Raw genomic sequence first — 25,696 nt, 5'->3', positions numbered from 1 at the left:
TTACCTTATAAATTTTCAGCAAGATTGTAGCTAATAAAAATACTAAAAACACGTCCCTCTGGGAACGTGTTTTTGTGTTTATGTGTATTTGGATTTTAAAGGGAATGCTGAAGCTCGCTTTTAATGGACGTCGTTGAAATATCGGGAGTTCGTGCAAGGTAGATCACCTCACATTGGAATCTTAATTCATCAAATTTCCCTTCCCAGTCGTTACCCATGACAAAAACCGATATGCCTAAGCGTTGAATATCATTGGCCTTTTGTTCCCAACAAGTCTCCGGAATTACCTCATCCACGTACTTGATGGCTTCCAGCATCATTTTGCGTTTCTCATAGCTAAAATAAGCGGCCTTGCCCTTGAGCCGATTGAAATCATCAGTGGATAGGGCGACGGTTAAATGGTCTCCAAAAGCTTTGGCCCGCTGAAGCAATAGGATATGGCCGTAATGAAGCAAATCGAATGTACCGTACGTGATCACTTTTTTCATTATGATTACCCCTTAATGGCACTAAGTCGCTGTATGATCAAAGATTGGAGCTCAGGTTTGCCTGTCATTTGAAGAGCCTTTTGGTAATACGCTCTTGCAGCTTCTGCCTCACCAATAATCTCGTGTACATAACCCAAGTTATACACCAGGTCCTCATCCCATGGAAAGTGTTGATATCCCTTCTTGAAAGAGAGAATAGCCTCCCGAGGGTCACCATTCAGCAAATGCAGCATTCCATTCATCGCAAAAATATCCTGGTCTGGCAAATTAGATTGCAGGTAATGCTCAATGGCTTCATTGGCTTGGGCTAGCTGATTTCTTTCGATCATTCCCTGAATGGCTTTCTTAACTTGGTGTTGAAGTTGTTTGTGCTCTTGCTGTATCCTTCTTCTCTCCAGAATAAGGTCACGCTGCTCTTCAATGTAGCTATCGATGAGGTCCCAGATTCGCTCTGAGGCTCTATTGTCTTGATAGTGATGGCAGATATCCTTAATCCGTTCTCTTTCGGCTTGGTACCATATCGGATCCTGAATCATTTGAGAAATAACTTGTTGAAGTTCTGATTGTGAGTTAGCCTTAGGTCCCGGGGTCCAAAAATCGTAGGGCTCTAATAACAGTCCTCGATTCCCCTTATACTGGTCAAGATCAACCGGCAAAAACATGACCGGCCGATCTAGCAATAAAAAGTCAATGTATACAGATGAGTAATCCGTAATGAGCATGTCAGCTGCACCTAGAACATCGTACAAATCCATTTCGTTCTGTTTGAGCAGATCATCGTTTAAAATTAAAATCCGTTGAGAAGACATGTTGGATAACTCTTCGCTAAAAAAGCTTTCTTCAAAAGGATGCAGTTTCAATACGAGAGTGATTTGGTTTTCGTCCAGAAAGGCAGTAAATTGTTGTTTATCAAATTCAGAAAAGCCAAACACATTACCTGCCTCTTTGGCACCTTCCAGCTTGCCTGGCGTCATCACGGATTTCCGGAAGGTTGGCATGAAAAACACGATGTTATCATTCTCTGTATTCAGCTCAGGGAAAATCGATTGAAGCCGATCTTTGGCACCATCGACAAACAAGGCGTCATTTCGTGGTACACCAGTAATTCGGTACTGAGAGATATTCGCTCCATTGCATGCATTCATTGCCGTGTTATACAACGCTGAGTAGGACATAATCATATCGACTTTGGACCAATGTTGATGGACATGCTCATCAGGGGCTTGTTCCTGTTTGTCCATTTTGGCCATGCCTTTGAGAGGAAATCCATGCCATAAGTCGATGTTAATTTTTTCGTAATCACAGGAATATTCCCCATGGGTTGTAATATAGACGTCACTTTGGTCAATATTGCGGTGATATCGAAACTGTTCCTCGCTAAGAAGTTCAATATCGTACTTATTTAGAAGATCCTCGGATGCAGCTCTGTATAAGTAATAATTGTTTGAGCCGGATGATGACAAGTGGAACATGGTGATTTTAATTTTGGAATCGGTAGTCATGTCAGGTCCTTTCTTGAATCGGATTTGGCCCTTTATATGTATTTATCGGTGATTTGGGAAGACAGATAAAGTATTTTTAAGGGGTTTTTTATGGAAAATAATTCATTGTTTATTTTTTATGCTGAGCTCTCTTCGGAATCGACAAAATAACCGATAATAATTCTAGATTCGTTAAATTGGGATAGAACCATACCTTTTATTTGAGGAGTTTATTTATGAATAAAACAAGTATTATTTTGCCGAGTTTACCAGGCCAATTTGAATATCTTAAGGACGCAATAGAAAGCATCCGCCGATTTACTGACAAGGGAACTTATGAATTGATTGTAGTTGATAGTAGTGGATCCGATAAATCGAGGACATGGCTGGCCGAGCAAACGGATGTAAGAACGTTATTTATGGAACATGATCTTTCGCTCGGGGGCAGTTGGAATACGGGAATGCAAGCTGCAGTTGGGGAAAACCTGGTTGTTATGCATGCTGATATCTTGGTAACCCCCAACTGGCTAACTTCTTTGGCACAGATTTTGGAACAGGATAAAGCTTTAGGTGCCGTGGAACCTACAACTAATAATGGTACGGAAAATAGCCAGGTGGTGCCAGATGAATTCGACTCTATGGAAGATATGATAGTATTCGCACAGCGAATTCAACAGCCACAACAGTTTGAAGAGAGGCTTGTTCTTTCTGATGTTTGCCTGCTTATGAAAAAAACAGTTGTGGATACCATTGGTTTGTTCGACGAGCAGCTGCAGGGTAAAGCGATGATCGCTGATTATTGCCTAAGAATAAAACAAGTAGGATGGAAACTTGGATTGTGTAAACACGTATTTATCCATCACTATGGTGAGGAAGAGCCTAATGAGGCAGAGTTGTATCGGAGTCTATTTCTTGAAAAATGGCAGTTCTCTCTAGAAAATACCAGCAATCATAGTAATATCCTCCGCCTGATAAAACGCCCATCTGCATCTATTTTTAAAATCTTGATTCTAGGTACTGGAATCACGGCAACGAGTATCAAACTAAAACAGCTGTTTCCGAATGCCGAAATTTATGGATGCCATTCCATTCATGATTATGTTCCCGAATTGCATGGTTTTGGTACATTTTGTTCATCAGCAACTTATCTCACTTTTGACACTTTGGACCAACAGGTCTATGACTATATCATTATATCGCCAGATTTAGAGCTTGTAGAACTGCTCCCGACTACCTTAAAACTTCTCGCAAACCACGGGCAGCTATTGACCGAAATGGCAAATGCCAATCACTATACTTTGGTCAAGAGGATATTACTCGGTGAAGGGTTACGGTCGGTTTATAAATATTGGAATTTGGCTGATATTCCTCCGCTATTTGAACGAGCCGGGTTTCAAGAATTGGATTTCGACTATGTTACCAGTCCCATTAAAAAGCAAGATTCATCCTTAATTACAAGTTTAGGGGAACTAGTAGAACAATTGCCACCTGAGTTTGCGATTTCTAGCTTTTTAATTACAGCAAGCAAAGTCCCACGAGACGAAGTTCTGCACCCTTTGTTTTCTGAATTGCTAATCAATCCTGGAGAAGAAGTTTTGTCCAGTATTTTTAGCAGTCCAACTTCACAGCTTCTTTCATCCCTTGAAAGATATAATGACGGGCCGAATATTCCGTTGCTGAACTATTTGGGGATATCTAACTTTGAACGAAATCAGGTTGACGATGTTCTGCCGTTTCTCAATAAAGCGTATGAACTCGATCCATCCAATCCAAGTACTTTGTTGAATTTGGCAACTGTGATGTATTCCTTTGGGGAAGATGAAGCAGCCCTAGTTTGGTTGGAAAGACTTGAAGAGAAGGATGAGAAGGTTTTGCAGTGGATGAGGGAAATCGAGCATGGAATATACGAACGAAAACTCGCTGCTAACAAAGTGAAGTTTTTACTTCGTAGGATTGAAAATGACGTGGAGCGAGAGGAAGCTTGTAACGAACTGTTGCAACTAATCAGAAATGGGGTAGTATCAGTTGATAATATCATACAATCAGTTGAGATGGACATTATTCATAAAACAGACACTTTGAATCGGGTGGCGGTAAATTGCTTTACTGCAGGTGAATACGAACTCGTTATTCCTTTGCTCCAGCATTCTTATTCCTTGGACTCCTCTAATGAGGATACGTTGTTTAACTTGGGGTACATTCTGTATAAGTTTAACAGTTACCATGAAGCATTGGAATTTCTTATGCAAATTGGTGATCCAGATGAGGATGCTTATAGTTTACAGCTTCAGATAGAGAGGATTGTTAAAAATGCAGGAAAATAAAATGTGCTTTATTACTTGTCTAAATGATGAAGTATTGTACGAAGAATGTGTACTTTATATCAAGTCATTAATGGTTCCTGAGCATTTTGAAGTCGAATTAATTGCAATACGAGACGCTAGTAGTTTAACAGAAGGATATAACAGGGCTATGGTACAATCAAATGCCAAATATAAAATATATCTCCATCAAGATACTCTTATTATCAATAAAAGGTTTATATTTGATGTTATTGAACTATTTAGCAAATACCCAACACTTGGAATGATGGGGGTTATTGGTGCAAAAAAACTTCCAGAAAATGCTGTTTGGTGGTTAGCACGTGAAAGGTTCGGAAAGGTTTATGATAGCGGTAGAAATGAGATGAAGGCTTTGGAAGCTAAGGAGGTTAAGGGAGACTATCAAGCTGTGGAAGCGGTTGACGGCTTAATTATTATGACTCAGTATGACATTCCTTGGAGAGAGGATAAATTTAAGGGATGGCATATGTATGATATATCACAAGCTATGGAGTTTAAAAGGCATGGATTTGAGGTAGGGGTTCCGAAACAGGAACACATTTGGTGCATTCATGATTGTGGACCTATTGGTATGGAAGGCTATGAAGAGCAACAGAGTATACTAATAGAAGAGTATTCAGTAGAATTGTCAGATCAAAACTGTACCCTGGACCAATTTGATGAGAAATTTAGTTTTCCTAGGAGACAAGAAAATATTACCGAATTAAATTATTCCAAAGAAGACTTAACCAAAATCTACAGTAATTATACTGTTAACAATGGGGTCTTTGTAAGTAAAGATTCACCTAATATAAATTATTCGGATGGCAGCGAGCAATATTTAATGAGTGTTTTTTCCAAAACGGACTCGAATTGTGATTTATATAAATTTATAAAGGACTGGAGTAGTAAATATCATCTTACCCCCGTTCGTAACAATATCCTTGATGTAATAGAGGAGGTACTTAATACAAACGGAAAAGTTCTTGAACTTGGAGGAGGAATGGGGGCAGCTACAAGTTGGTTAGCAAAGAAGTTTAATGAAGTTGATGTGGTTGAAGGTAGTTTACCAAGGGCATTAGCAAACTCACTAAGAAATAAACAAAACAACAATGTGCAGATTTTTGTAGATGATCTACTAAAATTGAGGTTTCCTAGAAATGAATACGATCTAGTTACTCTTATTGGAGTCTTAGAGTATATTCCTTTCTACTCAGACTCGCTAAATCACAAACAAACCTGTATTCGTTTCTTACAAGGAGTAGCAGGACACTTGGGTAATGAGGGAGTTTTACTATTAGCTATAGAAAATAAGTTAGGGGCAAAATATTTTTCTGGATGTGTTGAAGATCATAATGGAAGTTTATTTTCTGGACTACATGGTTATCCTGATCCTTCGGCAATAACTTTTAGTAGGCAAGAACTAATTGAAATATTAAATATGTCAGGTTTTAGTAACATTCAATTTTATCATTGTTTTCCCGATTATAAACTTCCTAAAACTATTATGCGCGAAGATTCAAATATGTATAATAGGAATCTTTCAAATATCTCAAGGGGAATGTTTGAAGACTGGTCAAATAAAAGAGAGTTTTTAATGCACGATGCTCTACTTTTAGAAAGTTTGAGTGATGCGCACTTACTACATGAATTTTCTAATTCATTTTTAGTCTTGTGTTCCAAAAATGATGGGGTCAATTTAAAAAACGTTCCTTTAATTACAAAATATTATAACAATGAAGCTTTAAAAGAAGAGTTCCATCATAAAATCCAATTTAATTTACAAGAAACTCAATCACCAAGTTATATATCTAGAATTCCTTTAAAATCATCACTTTTTAAATATGAAATAGGAGATTATGAATATGAGTTATCTGATGAGGAATGGTTCTCAGGTAGATCTTTAAGTTTAGAGGCTTATAGATGCGCTTTAAAACAAGATGATAGTCAGTCGCTGCTAAGACTAATAGGTGAAGTTTATAGTGCATTGATGGAGCAATACGGGTTTCCCAATACAGATCCGAGAGATTTTAGATATGTTGACGGTAAGGCGCTTGACTTTTGTTTTAACAATTTAATCCGAACACAAGATAATAGAATAATATTCGTGGATCGAAAATGGAGATATAAGGGAAATATCACGGGCGATTACGTAATTTTCAGGAGCCTTTTAGCTCTCTATAGGGAAGCCCATCCTTTTATAGTTGAAGAAAATGCCGCTGATTTTATATTGCCACTAATGATTAAAATTTTCCCACACTACACCAAGAACAGGATGATTACGCAATTTAAAAAAGAGTTTGGTTTTTGGTCAACTATTAATAAAGAGTCAGTAAATGAAACTGAATTTTCAAGTCATTTATTTGATAAAACCCTTAACTATCAAAATGAAGTTTTAAAGAAATTATTGATAAATTAATATCCCGATATGTTGGAGATGAATTATGACAGATAATCTTATAGATTTGGGGAAGTTATACCATGATTATTCTATTTTTGGAATCCATAATCACCAACTAGATGGATTATATAAGTTAAATCAAAAATCAAAAGAACCAATCATTAGAGCTTATATGCAGTATGCAATAGCAAAATGCAGATCGAGTGTATGTACACCAGTTAATTTTGTTGAATTATTTTGTGCGGATGGTTATTATGCAATGTTAGCAAGGCATTTAGGTGCAACTTTTTCAACAGGTATTGATAATAATAAAGATGGACATTTCTTTAAAGCTGAAAAGATAGCAGAGCGACTAGGAATAAATAATATTGAATTTATCCTAGAGGATATAAATGAAATAGATAATATGCATAGCTATGACATTGTTGCAAATGTAGGTGGATTATATCACGTAGAAAATCCGAAGGAAATACTGGTTAAGTCGTACAGTATGGCCAGGAAGTATTTAATAATACAAAGCGTAGTTTCGTTATCTAACCATGATGAGAATTATTTGGAGATCCCAGCACCTGGATGGAGTTGGGGCAATAGAATGAACCCAGTGTCATTTCACAAGATGATTCTAGACCTGGATTATCAAATAGTTGATTTCCACTTAAACGAACTTGAGGGGAATGGAAGAATTGAAGATCGTGGCAGTGTTTATTATCTAATAAAAGTTGAACCGGAAAAAAATAAGGAGGTTCAACGGTGAAAATAACTAGCATTATCATCCTCACCTACAACAAACTTGAATACACGCAGGCATGCATTGAAAGCATTCGCAGATTCACTCCAAGGGGAACATACCAATTGATCGTCGTTGATAATTTATCCACGGATGGAACCAGAGACTGGCTCGCCGAACAAACGGATATTTTGACGATTTTTAACGATAAAAACGTCGGATTTCCTAAAGGATGCAATCAAGGGATCGAACTTGCGACTGGGGATAATATTCTTCTATTAAATAATGATGTTCTGGTTTCCCAAGGTTGGCTGGATCTTATGACAGACTGTTTATACAGCTCCATTGATATTGGGGCTGTGGGGCCGGTAACCAATAGTGCATACGGCGATCAAGAAATTACTGCGTCGTACACTACAATTGATGAAATGTGGGGTTTTGCTAACACCTACAATGCGGTGACCAAGCCCGATTGGGAGCAAAAGCTAAAGCTTATAGGCTTCTGTATGCTAATAAAGCGGGAGGTTATCGAGAAGGTAGGCTTGTTAGATGAGGCATTTAGCCCGGGTATGTGCGAAGACAGTGATTATTCGTTTCGTATTATGAAGGCAGGGTACAAAAATATCCTTTGCAGAAATGTGTTTATCCATCATTTCGGGTCAACTTCTTTTGGAGACATGCCTGAACAACGGCAACAGCTGTGGAATCGAAATCGGGAGACATTTGAAAAGAAATGGGGGTTTCATACAGCGTATCATACACAGTCCAGAGAAGATCTAGTCGGAATGATCACTGAACCGGATTGTATGAGAAAAATAAACGTGTTGGATATTGGTTGCGCTTGCGGCGCCACATTATTAAAAGTTAAACATATGTATCCTAACGCAGCTTTATTCGGTATAGAGAAAAATCAGCAGGCAGCCACTATTGCAAGTATGGTGGGTGAAGTTGTTGTTGGAGATGCAGAGAAAATTTCCTATGATATTGAATCCTATGACTATATTTTTTTAGGGGATATTCTGCAACAACTTGAAGATCCGTGGGGATTTCTGGATAAAGTAAAGAAGTCATTAAAACCTGACGGCAAAATTTTGGCTAGCATCCCTAATGCTGCTCATTACAGTATTATATATTCCCTATTATACAACAAGGCGCTTTACGGAAATGGGAGTGTACTTGAACGGGAAACAAAGAGGCTGTTCACACTTTCAGAGATCGAGAATATATTTGAGCAAGCAGGATTATTCGTATCAAAATATACCAAGGTGAATCGTAATGAATCATCTGCGGTTAGTCAATTTATTCACCATTTAAGTACTTTAAATGGAGCAAACCAGGACAATCATCTATCTACTGTAAGCTATCTGGTTAGTGCAGAGCGAAAAGACTCTGTTAGCATGACCCTAATGTCCGTACTGGAACAAATGAATGAGGAAATAGATCAAGAGGCGGCAATTCAGCATATAGTTCAAATGGTTCAGGGCGGTGCAGTCCATTCGTCCTTGATTATAAGTGCAGTGAATCGTTTGGAAATCGACAAGCAGCGGATTCTAAATGTATTGGCGACCCGTTTCTTTAATGAAGGTTTTTACAATGATATAATTCCACTCCTTAATGCTTCACTTGAAATCAATGATAGGCACTACGACACTTTGTTTAACTACGCTTCTATCCTTCACTCTATTGGAGCTAATGACCAGGCATTGAATTGCTTGGAGCGGATTGTAGAGAAAGATCAAGAAGTTATTAGCTTACAGGAAAAGATTCTTCTACAACTGCAACTGGTAGTACGACAGGATGATCATCTATGAAAAAAACGATCTCCTTAGTCATGATTGTCAAAAATGAGGCCGTTTTTTTACAACGATGCCTTGAGAGTGCGGCAAAGTATGTGAACGAAATTGTAATCGTTGACACCGGTTCGACGGATCACACGAAGGAAATTGCCTTAGCTTTTAATGCAACGGTATATGATTATCGTTGGAACAATGATTTCTCGGCAGCCCGCAATTTTGCTTTGGACCGATCTACGAGTGATTGGAACCTTGTCCTGGACGCAGATGAGTTTATATCTAATGATTGCGCTGAAGCAATCCGTGATTTTATTGAGAATAAAGAAGCCATTGGAAAAATAAAAAGGGTCGATAAGTTTAGTGGACCCGATGGAATCAATTATGAGCAAATTTACATTTCTAGATTATTTCCGTCGTCCTGCCGATACTCAGGAAAAATACATGAGCAAATCATTTCGGATTTGCCGAGGGTGATTATCGATGTGGAAATCCAGCACGATGGATATTTTCAGCAAAGCAAGAATGAAAGAAACATCCCCATTTTACTCGAGGTGATCAAGGAGAACCCTTTAGATCCGTACTTTCATTTTCAGATTGCAAAGGAATACCGTGGATTAGAGAGACATGAGGAAGCGTTAGCTCACTTGAAAATCGCTTATGCAAACATGACACACCAAGAGAGTTATGCTCCTAGTATTATAGTGAATTTAATATATGCGATTATAGCTACAGGTCAGTTGGGTGAAGGGATCCAGATTATCGATAGTGAATTGGAATTTTTAAATGAATATCCCGATTTCTTTTTTGTTTCGGCGCTTTATTTACTGGAGCTGATTTCGAGCGATCCTGAACAATATGGAGGGCTCGTTTCGTTAATCGAAAAGTACTACAAAAAAGCATTGGAAATCGGTGACAATGGTCGTGAAGGAAGTGTGCTGGGTACCGGTTCTTATGCGGCCCTTCATAATCTCGGCGTTTTTTACGAGGTCACAGGAAGAATGGTCGAGGCCAAGGAGTGCTATGCGCAAGCCGCTGAAATGAATTATTCCCCTTCCAAAGATCGACTTACTGGTATTCATTTGTAAAAATATCCAAATCCATAGATTAACTAAAATCGGATAGGGTAGAGGAAGGATTAGAATAAATGGGTGTCTCGGCAGCAATGATTGTAAGAGATTCGGAACGTTGTATCTCAAGGTGCTTGGATAGTATCATAACTGCGGTTGATGAGATTGTTATTGTTGACACGGGTTCGACCGATCAAACCGTTGCAATCATTGAATCTTACGCACAAGGGCATGAACACATTCGATTGTATCACTTTGATTGGATCAATGATTTTTCGGCTGCAAGAAACTACTCTCTCGAACAGGTCACTAACAAATGGGTCTTTGTGGTAGATTCGGACGATGTCCTTCCGGCTGCTGATCATGATAAGATACGCTCTTACGTAAATGCTTACGATTCTCTGGGTCAAGAAGCGGTTTTCGATATCATCTACGATAATACGTTAAATGGAGAAATTGTAGAGGTTATACCTGTCGGCTATGTTCGGCTTTTTCCAAGCCGCTTGCGGTACAGGGACATGATACATGAGCAAATTACGTTTGGGGATATGCCGCGGTTACAAAGTGACATTCATCTACTTCACGATGGATACGACATCAATCTTGTCGACGTGATGTCAAAGAAAAAAAGAAATATCGAGCTCCTGATTCAAAATTTAAAGGCAGACAATGACAATGCCAGGTTATGGCTACATTTGGGGCGAGAAATGTCGGTGCTGGATAAGGAAAAGGCATTGAGATATTTGAAAATTGCAGTTTCAAAGACAACTAACAGTGAACTGCTTGTACTGATTCGTAAGGAAATCGAGTCAATTTCATAAGCCGAACAAAATGTGTAAAATTTAATCCCCTGCTTAGGTTGTCTCCCAAATTATACACCTTCATGAGAGTGCAACCATATCGAAAGATATGGAGGCAAACGTGAAGGTGTTTTTGTATTAACAGCAGTAATAAACTATCCCTTAGAGATAAAGTGGAATATGTTTGGAACAAGATGTCTAAGTTATTCATACGGAAAGAAGACGATCTAGTCTTTTTTGTTTGATTTTTTAATTCAACCTAGCAATGAATAAATTAATAGGAAACAAAAGGAACAAAAGTATAGATTTCCTTTGTCTAAATATGGTAGGATACAAGAAGCATTAAATAGTCTTTAAGCCCTGGTTCTATTGTTATAAGTTTTCTGATTTTTTAGGAAAAGGAGGTCTGATGAAGCAACGTCGGATGAAAATAATGTCGATTTAGTTCATTTTTTCGTTTTGACGCATGATTACATAAGCCTATAGGAGGATATTCTTGTGAAAAAAGGTTTGCATGGTACGTTAACCGGATTGCTAGGTTTGGGGATGACTTTGGGGGCTGTTAGTCCCGCATTTGCAGGACAACCTATAAAGGATATCAACGGTCACTGGGCTGAAAAACAGCTGCAGGAGTGGGTAAACCGAGGGACTTTGAAAGGTTTTGAGGATGGTACGGTTAGACCCAATCAATCGATTACTCGGGCTGAATTTATCGCGTTGGTCAATCGTATTTTTGGATACACCGAATCTGCTCAAGTTCAATTTAACGATTTGTCGAGCAGCAACTGGGCCTATACAGATGTGGCCAAAGCGGTTAAAGCTGGATATGTTCAAGGTTACCAAGATCAGACGATTCACCCTTCTGCTGATGTCACCCGTCAAGAAGCTGCAGCTATGATTGCCAAAGTTGTGGGACTGACAGCGGGACAGACGGATTCGTTGTCCACTTTGAAGGATGCCGACCGCATCTCTGCGTGGAGCAAGCAAGGTGTCACAGCAGTCCTGGAAAGTAAAATCATGAATGGCTACCCGAATCAAACCTTTGAACCGCAGAAAAGTTTGACGAGAGCGGAAGCGGTAGTGCTGATTGACGCAGCCTTTGCAAAGAAAATAGCTGAGACCGTGACCTTTGATCAGGCTGGCACCTACGGCGGTAAAGATCAAGAAATCCAGGTTATTCATGGAAACGTTGTCATCAGTACTCCAGGAGTAACACTCCAAAATGTAGAGATACAAGGCAACCTGACCCTTGCCGAAGGAATTGGCAGCGGAGATGCTACTCTGAAAAACGTCAAAGTTCATGGAACCACAAACGTTCAGGGCGGCGGCGAAAACTCGATCCACTTCGTTGATTCCGTACTGGTGAATATCGTTGTGAACAAAAAAGATGGAACCGTGCGTATTGTGGCTGAAGGTTCCACGGTCACCCAAAGCGTCGTTGTAAAGTCGTCGGCCAAATTGGAAGAAGACCATGCCAGCGGCGAGGGCTTTACAAATGTTGAATTGTCCAAGGAACTCCCGGCACATGCAAAAGTCACACTGAACGGAACATTCGATGATGTTGATGTTTTTGCTGCATCCATTTCCGTTCAATTGGTTAAGGGTTCCATCGAAAATGTTCAAGTTGATGGTTCTGCAGGAAATACATCGATCGAACTGAGCAGTGAAGCAAAGATCGTGAAACTTGTTTTGGATGCGGTAGCGAAACTCCTCGGTTCCGGCCAAATTCAAACAGCAACGATTAACGACGGAGCCAAAGGCTCTACTTTCCAAACTAAACCGAACCAAATGGAAGGCTCTCAAAAGGACTCCATTCAAGTGAACACTCCTGCTTCTTCCGGAAGTTCCGGCGGCTCCAGTAGTGGGGGCAGCAGCGGCGGGTCTTCCGGCGGATCGAGTGGCGGAGGCAATAATGGTGGGGGAACGACGAATCCAGTGGATACAGTAGCTCCTGTTATTACCCTGAAAGGCGAAGCTACCGTAACTCTCGCGTATGGCGCGGATTATGTCGATGCAGGTGTTACCATTGCGGATAACAAAGACACTGGCTTGAAAGCTAAAGTCACTTATTCTAAGGACGGTAAGGTTGTAGATAAAATTGATACGGAAGTAGCCGGTACCTACACGATTCACTACAACGTAAGCGACGCGGCGGGGAATGCAGCGGGCGAAGTAGTGAGAATGGTCATTGTGAAAGAAGAGGCTGACACTGAAAAGCCAGTTATTGAACTGAAAGGTGAAGCCAGCGTATCGGTAGACTTCGGTGCAAAATATGAGGATGCCGGCGTAAGTGTCACAGACAACAAAGATACGGAATTGGAAGTCAAAGTGACCTACACCAAAGATAGTCAAGCGGTAGATAGTATCGATACTACCAAAGCGGGAACTTATACCATCCACTACAATGTAAGCGACGCAGCGGGGAATGCGGCAAAAGAAGTAACGAGAACAGTGATAGTGAAGGAAGAGCCAGACACCGAAAAGCCAGTGATTGAACTGAAAGGTGAAGCCAGCGTATGGGTAGACTTCGGTGCAGAATACGAAGATGCCGGCGCAACAGCAACAGACAACAAAGATTCAGAACTGGAAGTCAAAGTTACCTACACGAAGGATGGCCAAGCGGTAGATAGTATTGATACTACCGAAGCGGGTACTTATATCATCCACTACAATGTAAGCGACGCAGCGGGGAATGCAGCGGATGAAGTAGTGAGAACGGTCATTGTGAAAGAAGAGGCTGACACTGAAAAGCCAGTGATTGAACTGAAAGGTGAAGCGATCGTATCGGTAGACTTCGGTGCAAAATATGAGGATGCCGGCGTAAGTGTCACAGACAACAAAGATACGGAATTGGAAGTCAAAGTGACCTACACCAAAGATAGTCAAGCGGTAGATAGTATTGATACTACCAATGCGGGAAATTACACCATCCACTACAATGTAAGGGACGCAGCGGGGAATGCAGCGGAAGAAGTAACAAGAACGGTTATTGTAAAAAATGATGACGTTGCAAGTGTTGATACATTTGATGAATTGATTGCTGCATTGTCAGATGAAACAAAATCAACCATTGATATTACTTCTAATATTGAAACCGATAAGAAAATCACAGTTACTCGGAAGGTATCTATTAATGGAGGAAACCATAGCATTACGTTTAAGGGGGATGCTGCTGACTGGCAAGGCAACTACGTTCTGCACGTCTATAACACTTCAGGCGTAACGATCAGCGACCTCAATTTAACAGGTGGAGACGCTGGATTACTGGTGAATGGGTCTGACGTAACTTTAGAAGGGGACGTTAATGTAGGCGGAAACGAATTTGGCGGCATTGAGGTATCTAAAGGTGCGGCTTCCGGATTGAATACTTCCTTGTTAAATGTCGCTGGAACTTTAACGAACGAAACAGAGTCCTATGGCAAACCAACCATTTGGGTCATCGATGGACAAGGTGAGGTAGTTAATGGCCCTGCGACGAGTACCAATACCATTGTTTCTGGGCAAACGCAGTATTATTTAGAAGGAATTAACGGATCCCCTGAGATCGTAAGTACGATTAAGGATGTAGCTTATACGGGTATTCCACAAGACGTAGAGGTATCCACAAAAGCTAATGGAAAGAAAGACGCTTTGGTGAAAGTAGTCATCACCCTAGTCAACCCTTCCCAAGCTCAAGTTGTGAACCTTCAATACTACGAAGTCAATGATGGAGACTATCACTCGTTGGATCTTAGTGGCGGAGTAGCCATCTATGGACCTTCTTCCGGATTCCCGCTCCAAAATGCGACGAGCAGCTTTAGAGTTGCTTATAACCAAGAAGGCACGTATGGCTACAAGCTTGAATTGGTTGAAGTAGATAGTAATAAGGTGCTTGCTTCCTCTCATCATGAAGTTCGCGTAATAGTAGCGCCTAAAGCGGAGGATTTTGTTGTTGCTCAAGATTTCGGCTATTGGGCCGAGCAGATAGCGTATAATGTTGGATTTCAGTTACAATTAAAGCCAGATCGGATTAGCTATGACGACATCGAAAAAATCGAAGTAGCCCTGGTAGCTGAGGATGATTCAACGTTAGCCACACGTACAGCAACGGGTGACCAAATTGCTCAATTGAAATCGGACGACGAAACATATGGCGAATTGGACGGTCAATTAAGCGCAGCTTTCACAGATCGTGAAAAAGCAGGCTCGAATGAATGGTGGGATAGCACTCCGTATGACATTACACAAAAACCGTCTAAAGCAAAAATAACGATTACATTAAATAATGGAGAAAGTTATTCAGTCTACAACACGATCTTGAATGGGGAGTACGTTCCTGAAGCTCCAGAAGAGCCCCTAGTGACTGGCGAACAACAAGAGTCTGAAGAACCACAACAACCACAAGACACTCCACCGATCGAAGAGCAACAAGGTCCGCAAGACACACAAGAACTGGGAACAAATAATTAATTATTTCCCCGTTTCACTCGTATTAAATCCGGTTAATACAGCATATAAATGATTACGTATCGACATTCCGAATAGCCAGTTGATTGGAATTTTATACAATTAAACCCCTTTCCATTCCAATTGACAATGGACAAGTTTGGGTGGTATATTCAGGAATGTGGGCGTAAGTCACACTTTATTTGACGACGAAGGGAATGTTAGTGCATGCAAGGTAAAGTTAAATGGTTCAACGCAGAAAAAGGTTATGGCTTCATCGAGACTGCTGAAGGTGGCGACGTATTCGTACACTTCTCCGCAATCCAATCTGAAGGCTTCAAGACTTTGGAAGAAGGTCAAGACGTTGAATTCGACATCGTCGAAGGCGCTCGTGGACCGCAAGCAGCTAACGTAATCAAATTATAATCATCCGGCAAGGCCGACCTACATATACGGTTCGATGGTTAAGTAATTGAAGAACGGTAGCGATAAGACCCTGGATCTCCAGGGTCTTTCTTTGCGTTCCGGCGGATTTTACCACGAACGAACCTGTTTCATTTCCTCCTGGGCGGTTAAGGAATTTTACCCTGCTTTAGGCGGACAGCGGGGGTGAGTAAAGGGCTTTCATTTGGCGGACAGCCGCCTGAAAACGCCTTTTTACTTAGCGTTAACAATTGTGATATAATGGAACTGCAAAGGAGGAGTGCCCTATGAATTTAGCTATTCGAGGTCAACAAATCGAGGTTACTGATGCTTTGAAGGACTATGTCGACAAGAAGCTCAGCAGGCTTGAGAAGTATTTCGATGCACCCCCCGCCTCAGATGGAAATGTGACACTTGGAGTTACTAGAGGTTTGCACAGTGTGGAGGTAACGATTCCGCTCCCTGGAGTGATGCTCCGGGCCGAAGACCGCAGCGATGACATGTATGCATCCATTGATGCCGTCGTGGACAAGCTGGAACGCCAAATCCGCAAACACAAGACCAAGCTCAACCGCAAGTTCCGCCAGGAAGGAAGCCTGAAGATGCTGTTCACGGAAGAAGCCGCGACCGGTACCGGCCTGCTGCCGACGATGACGGAGGAAGAGCACGACGAACTGGAAGTGGTCCGCACGAAGCGCTTCACCCTGAAGCCGATGGACGTGGAAGAAGCCATTTTGCAGATGAACATGGTCGGACATAATTTCTTTGTTTTTTCGAACATTGATACTCAGGAAGTGAATGTCGTTTACAAACGGAATGATGGAAAATACGGTTTGATCGAGCAAAAATGAAGGCAGCGCGTATTAACAAAATGACGGTCCGTTGTAACAATTTTCATGATTATGTAAATATTTATTGAGTTTCGAGTAAAAAAAGAGCCCTTGTCCTGCAACGGATGGGGCTCTTCGTGCGTATATAAATAGAGGCCGTTTGTAAGGGCTGTAAGTTGTTGCGGCATCTCTTACAAACTGTTACAATTTATGCAAACCCGTTTTTATTTTAATTACCGGTTTGAACACGATTGGAATGAACTTCAAGCAGTTGCATTTTGTCTGTATGAAGCCGATTCTGTCCGGATCAATTTCAACAAGCAGCAGATCTTCAATACTCCTGTATGAATCGATTCTTTCTGAATCCATCTCATTCAGCCGGTGTCTGTGTGAATTGGTTCATGAAGAATCTATTTCATTTGAACATAACCCTGAAATAACTGAAGTTGATTCTAACAATTGTTTTGCGCGAAAGGGGTTAACCATGCTAGGTATTGTCAAAAAAATCTTCGGTGACGTCAACGATCGTGAGGTCAAGCGTCTGATGAAGACGGTTGATCAGATCAACAAATTAGAGCCGGAATTCGTCAACCTTTCCGATGAGCAGCTGAAAGGGAAGACGGAGGAGTTCCGTGCGCGCCTGGAGAAGGGTGAAACCCTCGATGATCTCCTGCCAGAAGCGTTTGCCACCGTACGCGAAGCATCCAAGCGCGTGCTCGGTAAGCGTCATTACGACGTTCAGCTGGTCGGCGGCATGACGCTGCACGAAGGCAAGATCGCCGAAATGAAGACCGGTGAAGGGAAGACGCTGGTAGGTACCCTGCCGGTATACCTGAACGCCCTGCTCGGCAAAGGTGTGCACGTGGTCACCGTCAACGACTATCTCGCTCAGCGGGACAGCGCGGAAATGGGACAAATTTACGAATTCCTGGGCATGACCGTCGGGGTGAACCTGAGCGGCATGGACCATGCGGATAAACAAGTGGCTTATGCCTGTGATATTACGTACGGTACGAACAACGAGTTCGGTTTCGACTACCTGCGTGACAACATGGTGCTGTATAAAGAACAAATGGTGCAGCGCCCGCTGTACTTCTGTACGATTGACGAAGTGGACTCGATTCTGATCGATGAGGCGCGTACGCCGCTGATCATCTCAGGACAAGCCCAAAAGTCGACGGAGCTGTATTACGTAGCGGACCGCTTTGTGAAGCAGCTGCAGAAGGAAGAGGACTATACGGTTGATATTAAGGTCAAATCCGTTGCCTTGACGGAAAAAGGTGTTGCTAAAGCGGAACGCGCTTTTGGCATCGAGAACCTGTATGACCACAGCCATATTACGCTGAACCACCACATCGTGCAGGCGCTGAAGGCGAACGTCATCATGCGCCGCGACGTCGACTACGTCGTAACAGAGGACGAAGTGGTGATCGTCGACGAGTTTACGGGCCGCCTGATGGCCGGACGCCGTTACAGCGACGGTCTGCACCAAGCAATCGAAGCGAAGGAAGGCATCGAGGTGCAGAACGAGAGCATGACGCTCGCGACGATTACCTTCCAGAACTACTTCCGGATGTACCGCAAGCTGGCCGGCATGACCGGTACGGCGAAGACAGAGGAAGAAGAATTCAAGAAAATTTACGGCCTGGAAGTTATCCAGGTACCGACAAACAAACCAAACCAGCGGAACGACATGCCGGACATCGTGTACAAGAGCGTGAACGGCAAGTTCAAGGCCGTTGTCGACGAAATCGTGGAACGCCACAAAAAGAACCAGCCGGTGCTGGTTGGTACGGTATCCATCGAGAACTCCGAGCTCATTTCGGAAATGCTGAAGCGTAAGGGCATCAAGCACCAGGTGTTGAACGCCAAATACCATGCCGAAGAAGCGGACATTATCTCCCGCGCCGGTCAGCCGGGTACGGTAACGATCGCCACCAACATGGCTGGACGGGGTACCGACATTTTGCTCGGTGAAGGTGTGGCTGATGTGGGCGGTCTGCATATCATTGGTACGGAGCGCCACGAATCCCGCCGGATCGATAACCAGCTTCGCGGCCGTGCCGGACGCCAGGGCGACCCGGGCTCGACGCAGTTCTACCTGTCGCTGGGCGATGAACTCATGAAGCGGTTCGGCGCAGACAACGTGCTGAACATGATGGAACGCCTCGGTTTTGAGGAAGACCAGCCGATTGAGAGCAAGATGATTACCCGTGCGGTCGAATCCGCGCAAAAACGCGTCGAAGGCAACAACTTCGACCTGCGGAAGGTCGTTCTCCAATACGACGACGTCATGAACCAGCAGCGGGAAATCATCTACAAGCAGCGCCGTGAAATTCTGGAATCCGACAACATCAAGGATATCGTCATGGAGATGATCAAGCCGGTCATTGACCGTGCGGTCGAGGTACACTGCTCCGACGATATTCCGGAAAACTGGGAGCTCCAGGAAGTGGCTGATTACGTGAACAGCAAGCTCCTCGACGAAGGCTCGATTACCCGCGACGATCTGTGGGGCAAAGAGGTTGAGGAGATTGAAGAGTTTATCTTCGATAAGGTGAAGAAGAAGTACGACGAGCGCGAAGAGCGGATCGGTTCCGAGCTGGTGCGTGAGTTCGAGAAAGTTATCGTGCTTCGCTCCGTCGACAGCAAGTGGATGGACCACATCGACGCGATGGATCAGCTCCGTCAAGGTATCCACCTCCGTGCATACGGCGGTACGGATCCGCTTCGCGAATACCAATTCGAGGGCTTCGAGATGTTCAACACGATGACGGCCAGCATCCAGGAAGAAGTGGCCATGTACGTGATGAAGGCCCACATCGAAGCGAACCAGGAGCGCCAGGCTGTCGTGGAAGAGAGCAAGGTTTCCACGAATGGCGAGCCGACCGAGAAGAAGCCGGTGCAAGTCGGCGAACAGATCGGACGCAACGATTTGTGCCCTTGCGGCAGCGGCAAGAAGTACAAACACTGCCACGGTCAAGAAGCATAAGATAATATAGAAGCAAATGGTACAATGATTCATACAACAGCCGTTTCTTAGGCAACTCTAAGAAGCGGAGCCAAAACTCCCTTAAACCGGGAGACCCGAAGCGGGCGCTGCTCTGAAGAGGAGGACGGCTGCAGGGTCTTTCCGCTTAAGGGAGTTTATGTCGATAAAGAGGTGAAGAGTAAACCATGTTAGATCCAAGCGTTAAGCACGACCTGAGGGAAATTGCAACGAAACTCACCAATCTTAGGGGGTCTCTTTGACTTAGATCTGAAGCAGGAAATGATCGCGAACTTCGAAGAGAAAATGTCGGCTCCCGACTTTTGGGATGACAACGAAAAGGCTCAATCGGTCATCGCGGAAATGAACGCCGTGAAGTCGTCGGTTGACGAGTATGAGAAGCTGCAGCAGGAATACGACGACGCCTCCATGATGGCGGAGCTGGCCGACGAGGAAGGCGACGAATCGCTGGCCGCCGAAATCGCCGAAGCGGTGGAGTCGTTAACCAAGAAGCTGGACGATTTTGAACTCAAGCTGCTGCTGAGCCAGCCTTACGATAAAATGAACGCCATTCTCGAGCTTCACCCGGGTGCCGGCGGCACCGAGTCCCAGGATTGGGGACAGATGCTGCTGCGGATGTACACCCGCTGGGCAGAGAAGCACGGCTTCAAAGTGGAAACCCTGGACTATCTGCCGGGTGACGAGGCCGGGATCAAGAGCGTTACACTGCTGATTAAAGGTTTTAACGCTTACGGCTATCTGAAAGCTGAGAAGGGCGTGCACCGTCTGGTGCGGATCTCGCCGTTCGACTCATCGGGACGCCGCCATACATCGTTCGTCTCCTGCGATGTCGTGCCGGAGATTACCGAGGACGTCGACGTGGAGATCCGGACAGAGGATCTCAAGATCGATACGTACCGGGCCAGCGGCGCCGGCGGTCAGCACATTAACACGACGGACTCCGCGGTACGGATTACCCACATCCCGACGGGCGTGGTCGTAACCTGTCAGAACGAACGCTCGCAGATCAAAAACCGGGAGCGCGCGATGACAATGCTTCGCTCGAAGCTGTACGAGCGCAAACTCGAAGAGCAGCAAAAACAGCTGGATGAAATCCGAGGGGAACAGTCGGATATTGCCTGGGGCAGCCAGATTCGCTCCTACGTGTTTCATCCCTATAGTATGGTAAAGGACCACCGCACCTCAGTGGAGACCGGCAATGTCGGCGCTGTCATGGACGGGGACCTGGATCTGTTCATCGACGGTTATTTGCGCAGCCAAATTAAGGTGGAAACCGAATAAAACCAAGTGAATTCCTACACGCTATTCGTGTAGGAATTTTTTGGTGTAAAGGACTGATTTTAGCATTCCGGAAGTCTTGGCTGTTGGATGGCCGATTTTATATTTTTGGTAAGGAGAGAAAATTGTTCATGTCTCAGAAGTCATCGAACCGCAAAAAGGCATCTCTGCCCCTGAGCGGACCCCAGCGCCACGTGGTGGATACGCTGCTCATCATTGTCGGTTCCTTTATTATCGCTTTAGGGTTTAATTTGTTTTTCCTGCCGAACGGCATTGCTTCCGGCGGGGTATCCGGGATTTCCGTGCTGACCGAAGCCTGGTTTGGCATGGAACCGGCTTTTACCCAATGGGCGCTCAACATTCCGTTGTTTATCCTGGGCATCCTGCTGCTCGGAAAAAATTACGGCATCCGCTCGCTGCTGGGCAGCGTGGTGCTGCCTTTGTTCGTATATCTGACGAAGGACTGGCCGCTGCCGACGAGCAACCCGCTGCTCGCTTCGATTTACGGCGGGATTGCGGTAGGTCTCGGCATCGGAATCGTGTACCGGGGACGGGGCTCCACCGGTGGACTGACGACGCTGGCCCAAATTATTCAGAAGTACAGCGGACTGAGCTTTTCCCTGTGCGTCGTGATCCTGGACGGATCGGTCATCCTTTTAGCCGCCTGTACGCTGTCGCTGGAGAAGGCGCTGTATGCGCTGGTGGGACTGTATGTCACCGGCAAGGTGATCGACGCCATTGAGCTCGGTTTCAACTACTCGAAGGTGGCTTATATCATCTCGGACCATATCGAACCGATAACGGCGGCAGTGCTGAAGGACCTGGACCGGGGCTGCACCAAGCTGAACGCCACCGGCGGCTATACCGGGACGGATCGGACCGTGCTGATGGTCGTCATCGGCCAGAGCGAAACGACGCGGCTGAAGACGCTTGTGCAGTCGGTGGACCCGGAGGCTTTTGTTATCATCAGCAATGCGCATGAGGTGCTGGGCGAGGGGTTTAAGCTGCAGGGCAGCTGAGCATTTTTTTCATCATCCATCATAGTTTAATAATGAACAACAAAAAGAGGCGAACAGTTATCCATGCGGGCTGGGCAGCCTCTTTTTCATTATGAAGTGGTTGGAGGGATGGTTAGATGTTCACACCTGTCCGGACCGATACGGCATCAAAAAATAAACGACATCACACGCCACAAGGGCGGTTCGGGATCAACGCATGTATCACTCCATAGGAATGAATTTGGTCGGACCTTGAGCAGGGTCTTTTTTTCTTGGAGATAGAAAAAGAACATTATGCCCGGACCATAGGAGGCAGGAGCGGATAAGCCCTTACAGGATAAGGGAAATTCGTTCCAAAGTGTTGTATTTATATAAAAGCGGTCGTATAATAATACATAATTATTCATGATTTATACAGAAGCGGCAGTAGAGAGGGGAACGCGGGGAATGGGAGAACACGGTACTGGGGAGAAGGTTAGGATTGCGATCGTCGGTTCAACCGGCTACGGCGGGGTTGAGCTGATCCGGCTGCTGCAGGGGCATCCCAAAGCAGTCATTACGTCAGTGATTTCATCATCGAGCGCGGGAACGCCGATTTCGGAAGGTTTTCCGCATTTAACGGATATTATCGTGCAAAATTTGGACGGTACCGATCCGAAGGAAATCGCCGCCAAGGCGGATGTCGTCTTTACGGCTACCCCTTCGGGCGTGAGCTCCAAGCTGGTGCCGGGTTTGCTGGAAGAGGGGCTTAAGGTCATTGATTTGTCCGGGGATTTCCGGATCAAGGACGGCGCCACGTACGAAAAATGGTATAAGCACACCGCGCCGGATGCGGCCTATTTGGACCAAGCCGTTTTCGGATTGTGCGAGCTGTTTGGAGAAGAAGTCGCCGGCAAGGACTTTATTTCCAATCCCGGCTGTTACCCGACGGCTACCCTGCTCGGTCTGGTTCCGGCCATCAGCGCCGGCTGGATTAACCCGAACAGCATTATCATCGATGCCAAGTCCGGGGTATCGGGTTCGGGACGCGGAACGAGCTTGACGACTCATTTTGCGGAAATTAATGAAAATTTCAAAGCTTACAAAGTGAATAAGCATCAGCATATCCCGGAAATTGAGCAGGTGCTTAGCCAAGTGGCCGGTGAGCAGGTGACCGTGACGTTTACGACCCAGCTCGTGCCGATGACCCGGGGCATTATGAGCACGATGTATGCAAACTTGAACGGCGTATATAACGACGAAGATTTTGTGGAGCTGTACCGGCAGTATTACCAAGGACGACCGTTCGTGCGCGTGCGCGACACGGGCATTTGGCCGGCGACGAAGGAAGTGCTGGGCTCCAATTATTGCGATATCGGTTTTGCGGCGGATCCGCGGACGGGCCGGGTCACCATTATTTCGGTCATTGACAATATCGTCAAAGGTGCGGCAGGCCAGGCGATACAGAACCTGAATCTGATGATGGGATGGGAGGAGAATCTCGGACTCGGCTATACTCCGGTGTATCCGTAAGCGGGATGAACATAGACATGGGACAATTAACGACGTTTACGCAGGTGAAGGACGGATCGATCGTCACGCCGAAAGGTTTTTCGGCGGGAGGCGTGCACTGCGGACTCAAGAAGACGGATCGCCATGACCTTGGCGCGATCCTGTGCGTGGTGCCGGCCGTGGCTGCGGCCGTGTACACCACGAATGTGTTTCAAGCGGCACCGCTGAAGGTGACGCGCGAGAGCTTGCAGAACGGTACGCTGCAGGCTGTGATCGTGAACAGCGGCAACGCCAACGCGTGCACCGGGCAGCAAGGCGAAGCCGATGCCTATGACATGCGGGCGGCCGCAGCCCGCCACCTCGGCGTGGCGGAGCAGGACGTGGCTGTCGCGTCCACGGGCGTGATCGGCGAGCTGCTCAAGATGGACCGCGTGAACGCGGGCATCGAATCGCTGCCGCCGCGGCTCAGCAGCGCCAATTCGGGCGCGGAGGACTTCTCGCAGGCGATCCTCACCACAGACCTGGTGAAAAAAGAAGCCTGCGTATCGGTGTTGGTGGACGGCAAAGAGGTAACGATTGGCGGCGCGGCCAAAGGTTCGGGGATGATTCATCCGAACATGGCGACGATGCTTGCGTTTATGACGACGGACGCGGCCATTGACCAGGAAGCACTGCAGCAGCTGATGCGGCAGGCGACGGACGTGACGTTCAACATGATTACGGTGGACGGCGACACGAGCACGAACGACATGCTGATCGCCATGGCCAGCGGATTGGCGGGGAACGAAGTACTGACGATGGCGCATCCGGATTGGGAGCCGTTTGCCGAAGGGTTTACGTATGTGTGCCGGAGCTTGGCCCAAGCGATTGCGCGGGACGGCGAAGGCGCGACGAAGCTGGTCGAGGTCAGCGTCACCGGCGCAGTCAGTGACCTGTCGGCGCGGGCGATTGCCAAGACGGTCATCGGCTCGAGCCTGGTCAAATCAGCCGTGTTTGGCGCCGATGCCAACTGGGGACGGATCATCGCAGCCGTCGGGCGTGCGGGCGAGCCGGTAAATCCGGAGACGGTCGACATCCGGCTGGGCGATATCAGCGTATTGGAACAATCGCGTCCGGTCGCTTTTGATGAAGATGAAGCGTTGGCTTACTTGAAAGGGGACACCGTCCGCATCGTCGTGGATCTGCACGGCGGAGCCGGGCAAGCCACCGCCTGGGGCTGCGATTTGACTTATGACTACGTGCGTATCAATGCGGCTTACCGGACATAAGGCGAAGGCAGCTGCAGGGGAGAGTGAATGCATATGAAGACGCTGGAGAATGAGCAGGGCTCCCATATTGGAGCGGATGACCAGCAGACGTTTGTCATGAAGTGCGGGGGAAGCACGCTGGCGGCACTGCCGGATTCTTTCTTTGAGGATCTGAAGCAGCTGCAGCAGCAGGGCGTGCAGCCGGTCATCGTCCATGGGGGCGGGCCGGCCATTTCGGACAATCTCGCCAAGCTGGGCATTGAAACGGAATTCGTGAACGGCCTGCGCAAAACAACCGAGGACGTCCTGGATGTCGTGGAGATGGTGTTGGCAGGAACGATCAACAAGCAGATCGTGCGGCGGATCCAGAGCACGGGCGGCCGGGCTCTTGGCCTGTCGGGCGTCGACGGGGGACTGATCCAAGCCGAGCCGGTTGCGAACGCGGCCGAGGTTGGCCATGTCGGCAACGTGACCTATGTGGAATCGGCGATCGTTAAAGGCATTACGGCCATGGGCTACATGCCGGTCATCGCACCGGTCGGGGTGGACGCGGCTGGGCAGCGTTACAACATTAACGCCGATACCGCGGCGGGCGCCGTCGCTTCCCATCTGGGAGTCGACCGGATGATCGTGGTCACGGACGTGCCCGGCATCCTGAAAGCCGTGGACGGCGAGAAGCAGGTGCTGCCGTCGGTGACGGTGCAGCAAATCGAAGACATGATCGCCAGCGGCGACATTTACGGCGGCATGATTCCGAAAGTTCGGGCCGCGGTGAGCTGCATTCAAGGAGACGTGCAGGAAGTCGTCATCGTGGACGGCAGTGAGCCCCGGGTACTGAGCCGGGTGCTGCAGGGTGAAGTGTTGGGTACCCGCATCGTGCGGGATTAAGATAAAGGTACTTTGAATTTACATCGAT

Annotated in this window: 17 protein-coding genes; 15 read left to right on the top strand and 2 right to left on the bottom strand. The window is 45.7% G+C overall.

What is annotated here, in order from left to right:
• Positions 1 to 95: 95 nt before the first annotated feature.
• Complete coding sequence (gene tagD / locus K2F33_RS04355) at positions 96 to 488, bottom strand: glycerol-3-phosphate cytidylyltransferase (RefSeq protein WP_263881079.1); 393 nt, start codon at positions 486 to 488, stop codon at positions 96 to 98.
• Positions 489 to 493: 5 nt separating this feature from the next.
• Positions 494 to 1,990: a CDP-glycerol glycerophosphotransferase family protein gene (locus K2F33_RS04350; protein WP_263881078.1), complete on the bottom strand. Its 1,497-nt coding sequence runs from the start codon at positions 1,988 to 1,990 to the stop codon at positions 494 to 496.
• 215 nt (positions 1,991 to 2,205) lie between these two features.
• On the opposite strand from K2F33_RS04350, the gene K2F33_RS04345 reads away from it, so the two are divergent.
• From K2F33_RS04345 to argB, 15 genes are all read left to right on the top strand, one after another.
• Entirely contained in the window at positions 2,206 to 4,293 is a 2,088-nt protein-coding gene (locus K2F33_RS04345) for a glycosyltransferase (RefSeq protein ID WP_263881077.1), read from the top strand.
• The gene (locus tag K2F33_RS04340; protein WP_263881076.1) at positions 4,280 to 6,709 is read left to right on the top strand and encodes a glycosyltransferase; all 2,430 of its coding nucleotides are present in this window, start codon (positions 4,280 to 4,282) and stop codon (positions 6,707 to 6,709) included. Before K2F33_RS04345 ends, K2F33_RS04340 begins: the two co-directional genes overlap by 14 nt.
• A 25-nt stretch (positions 6,710 to 6,734) precedes the next feature.
• Positions 6,735 to 7,445, top strand: coding sequence for a class I SAM-dependent methyltransferase (locus K2F33_RS04335; protein WP_263881075.1), 711 nt, complete (start codon positions 6,735 to 6,737; stop codon positions 7,443 to 7,445).
• Entirely contained in the window at positions 7,442 to 9,229 is a 1,788-nt protein-coding gene (locus K2F33_RS04330) for a glycosyltransferase (RefSeq protein WP_263881074.1), read from the top strand. Before K2F33_RS04335 ends, K2F33_RS04330 begins: the two co-directional genes overlap by 4 nt.
• Positions 9,226 to 10,296 (top strand): glycosyltransferase, encoded by a 1,071-nt coding sequence (locus K2F33_RS04325; protein WP_263881073.1) that lies wholly within the window; start codon positions 9,226 to 9,228, stop codon positions 10,294 to 10,296. The genes K2F33_RS04330 and K2F33_RS04325 overlap by 4 nt, the downstream gene beginning before the upstream one ends.
• 59 nt (positions 10,297 to 10,355) lie before the next feature.
• Positions 10,356 to 11,099: a glycosyltransferase family 2 protein gene (locus K2F33_RS04320; RefSeq protein WP_263881072.1), complete on the top strand. Its 744-nt coding sequence runs from the start codon at positions 10,356 to 10,358 to the stop codon at positions 11,097 to 11,099.
• Between the two features lie 477 nt (positions 11,100 to 11,576).
• Positions 11,577 to 15,527, top strand: coding sequence for an immunoglobulin-like domain-containing protein (locus K2F33_RS04315; RefSeq protein ID WP_263881071.1), 3,951 nt, complete (start codon positions 11,577 to 11,579; stop codon positions 15,525 to 15,527).
• A gap of 204 nt (positions 15,528 to 15,731) precedes the next feature.
• On the top strand, positions 15,732 to 15,929 hold the full coding sequence (locus K2F33_RS04310; RefSeq protein WP_018887618.1) for a cold shock domain-containing protein: 198 nt from the start codon (positions 15,732 to 15,734) through the stop codon (positions 15,927 to 15,929).
• Between the two features lie 284 nt (positions 15,930 to 16,213).
• Complete coding sequence (hpf, locus tag K2F33_RS04305) at positions 16,214 to 16,777, top strand: ribosome hibernation-promoting factor, HPF/YfiA family (protein ID WP_263881070.1); 564 nt, start codon at positions 16,214 to 16,216, stop codon at positions 16,775 to 16,777.
• 463 nt (positions 16,778 to 17,240) lie between these two features.
• Entirely contained in the window at positions 17,241 to 19,748 is a 2,508-nt protein-coding gene (gene secA / locus K2F33_RS04300) for a preprotein translocase subunit SecA (RefSeq protein WP_212985553.1), read from the top strand.
• 185 nt (positions 19,749 to 19,933) lie between these two features.
• A protein-coding gene (gene prfB / locus K2F33_RS04295; protein WP_263881069.1) for a peptide chain release factor 2 occupies positions 19,934 to 21,047 on the top strand; the annotation gives its coding sequence in 2 pieces (ribosomal slippage) (positions 19,934 to 20,005 and positions 20,007 to 21,047; 1,113 coding nt in all).
• A gap of 128 nt (positions 21,048 to 21,175) precedes the next feature.
• A complete protein-coding gene (locus K2F33_RS04290) occupies positions 21,176 to 22,063 on the top strand; it encodes a YitT family protein (protein ID WP_263881068.1) in 888 nt (295 codons plus the stop codon).
• 426 nt (positions 22,064 to 22,489) lie between these two features.
• Complete coding sequence (argC, locus tag K2F33_RS04285; RefSeq protein WP_105444827.1) at positions 22,490 to 23,554, top strand: N-acetyl-gamma-glutamyl-phosphate reductase; 1,065 nt, start codon at positions 22,490 to 22,492, stop codon at positions 23,552 to 23,554.
• Positions 23,555 to 23,571: 17 nt separating this feature from the next.
• On the top strand, positions 23,572 to 24,801 hold the full coding sequence (argJ, locus tag K2F33_RS04280) for a bifunctional glutamate N-acetyltransferase/amino-acid acetyltransferase ArgJ (protein WP_263881067.1): 1,230 nt from the start codon (positions 23,572 to 23,574) through the stop codon (positions 24,799 to 24,801).
• A gap of 33 nt (positions 24,802 to 24,834) precedes the next feature.
• Entirely contained in the window at positions 24,835 to 25,668 is an 834-nt protein-coding gene (gene argB / locus K2F33_RS04275) for an acetylglutamate kinase (protein ID WP_263881066.1), read from the top strand.
• Positions 25,669 to 25,696 lie beyond the last annotated feature (28 nt).

This window comes from Paenibacillus sp. PSB04 (assembly GCF_025809195.1).
Lineage (GTDB): Bacteria > Bacillota > Bacilli > Paenibacillales > Paenibacillaceae > Paenibacillus_AQ > Paenibacillus_AQ favisporus.
This window is presented reverse-complemented; position numbering and strand designations above follow the sequence as displayed.

Coding starts and splice junctions, on each gene's coding strand:
- K2F33_RS04350 (WP_263881078.1), bottom strand. CDS start 1,990: ATGACTACCGATTCCAAAATTAAAATCACCATGTTCCACTTGTCATCA.
- argC (WP_105444827.1), top strand. CDS start 22,490: ATGGGAGAACACGGTACTGGGGAGAAGGTTAGGATTGCGATCGTCGGT.
- K2F33_RS04320 (WP_263881072.1), top strand. CDS start 10,356: ATGGGTGTCTCGGCAGCAATGATTGTAAGAGATTCGGAACGTTGTATC.
- hpf (WP_263881070.1), top strand. CDS start 16,214: ATGAATTTAGCTATTCGAGGTCAACAAATCGAGGTTACTGATGCTTTG.
- K2F33_RS04345 (WP_263881077.1), top strand. CDS start 2,206: ATGAATAAAACAAGTATTATTTTGCCGAGTTTACCAGGCCAATTTGAA.
- K2F33_RS04290 (WP_263881068.1), top strand. CDS start 21,176: ATGTCTCAGAAGTCATCGAACCGCAAAAAGGCATCTCTGCCCCTGAGC.
- K2F33_RS04325 (WP_263881073.1), top strand. CDS start 9,226: ATGAAAAAAACGATCTCCTTAGTCATGATTGTCAAAAATGAGGCCGTT.
- argJ (WP_263881067.1), top strand. CDS start 23,572: ATGGGACAATTAACGACGTTTACGCAGGTGAAGGACGGATCGATCGTC.
- argB (WP_263881066.1), top strand. CDS start 24,835: ATGAAGACGCTGGAGAATGAGCAGGGCTCCCATATTGGAGCGGATGAC.
- K2F33_RS04335 (WP_263881075.1), top strand. CDS start 6,735: ATGACAGATAATCTTATAGATTTGGGGAAGTTATACCATGATTATTCT.
- K2F33_RS04340 (WP_263881076.1), top strand. CDS start 4,280: ATGCAGGAAAATAAAATGTGCTTTATTACTTGTCTAAATGATGAAGTA.
- K2F33_RS04310 (WP_018887618.1), top strand. CDS start 15,732: ATGCAAGGTAAAGTTAAATGGTTCAACGCAGAAAAAGGTTATGGCTTC.
- tagD (WP_263881079.1), bottom strand. CDS start 488: ATGAAAAAAGTGATCACGTACGGTACATTCGATTTGCTTCATTACGGC.
- secA (WP_212985553.1), top strand. CDS start 17,241: ATGCTAGGTATTGTCAAAAAAATCTTCGGTGACGTCAACGATCGTGAG.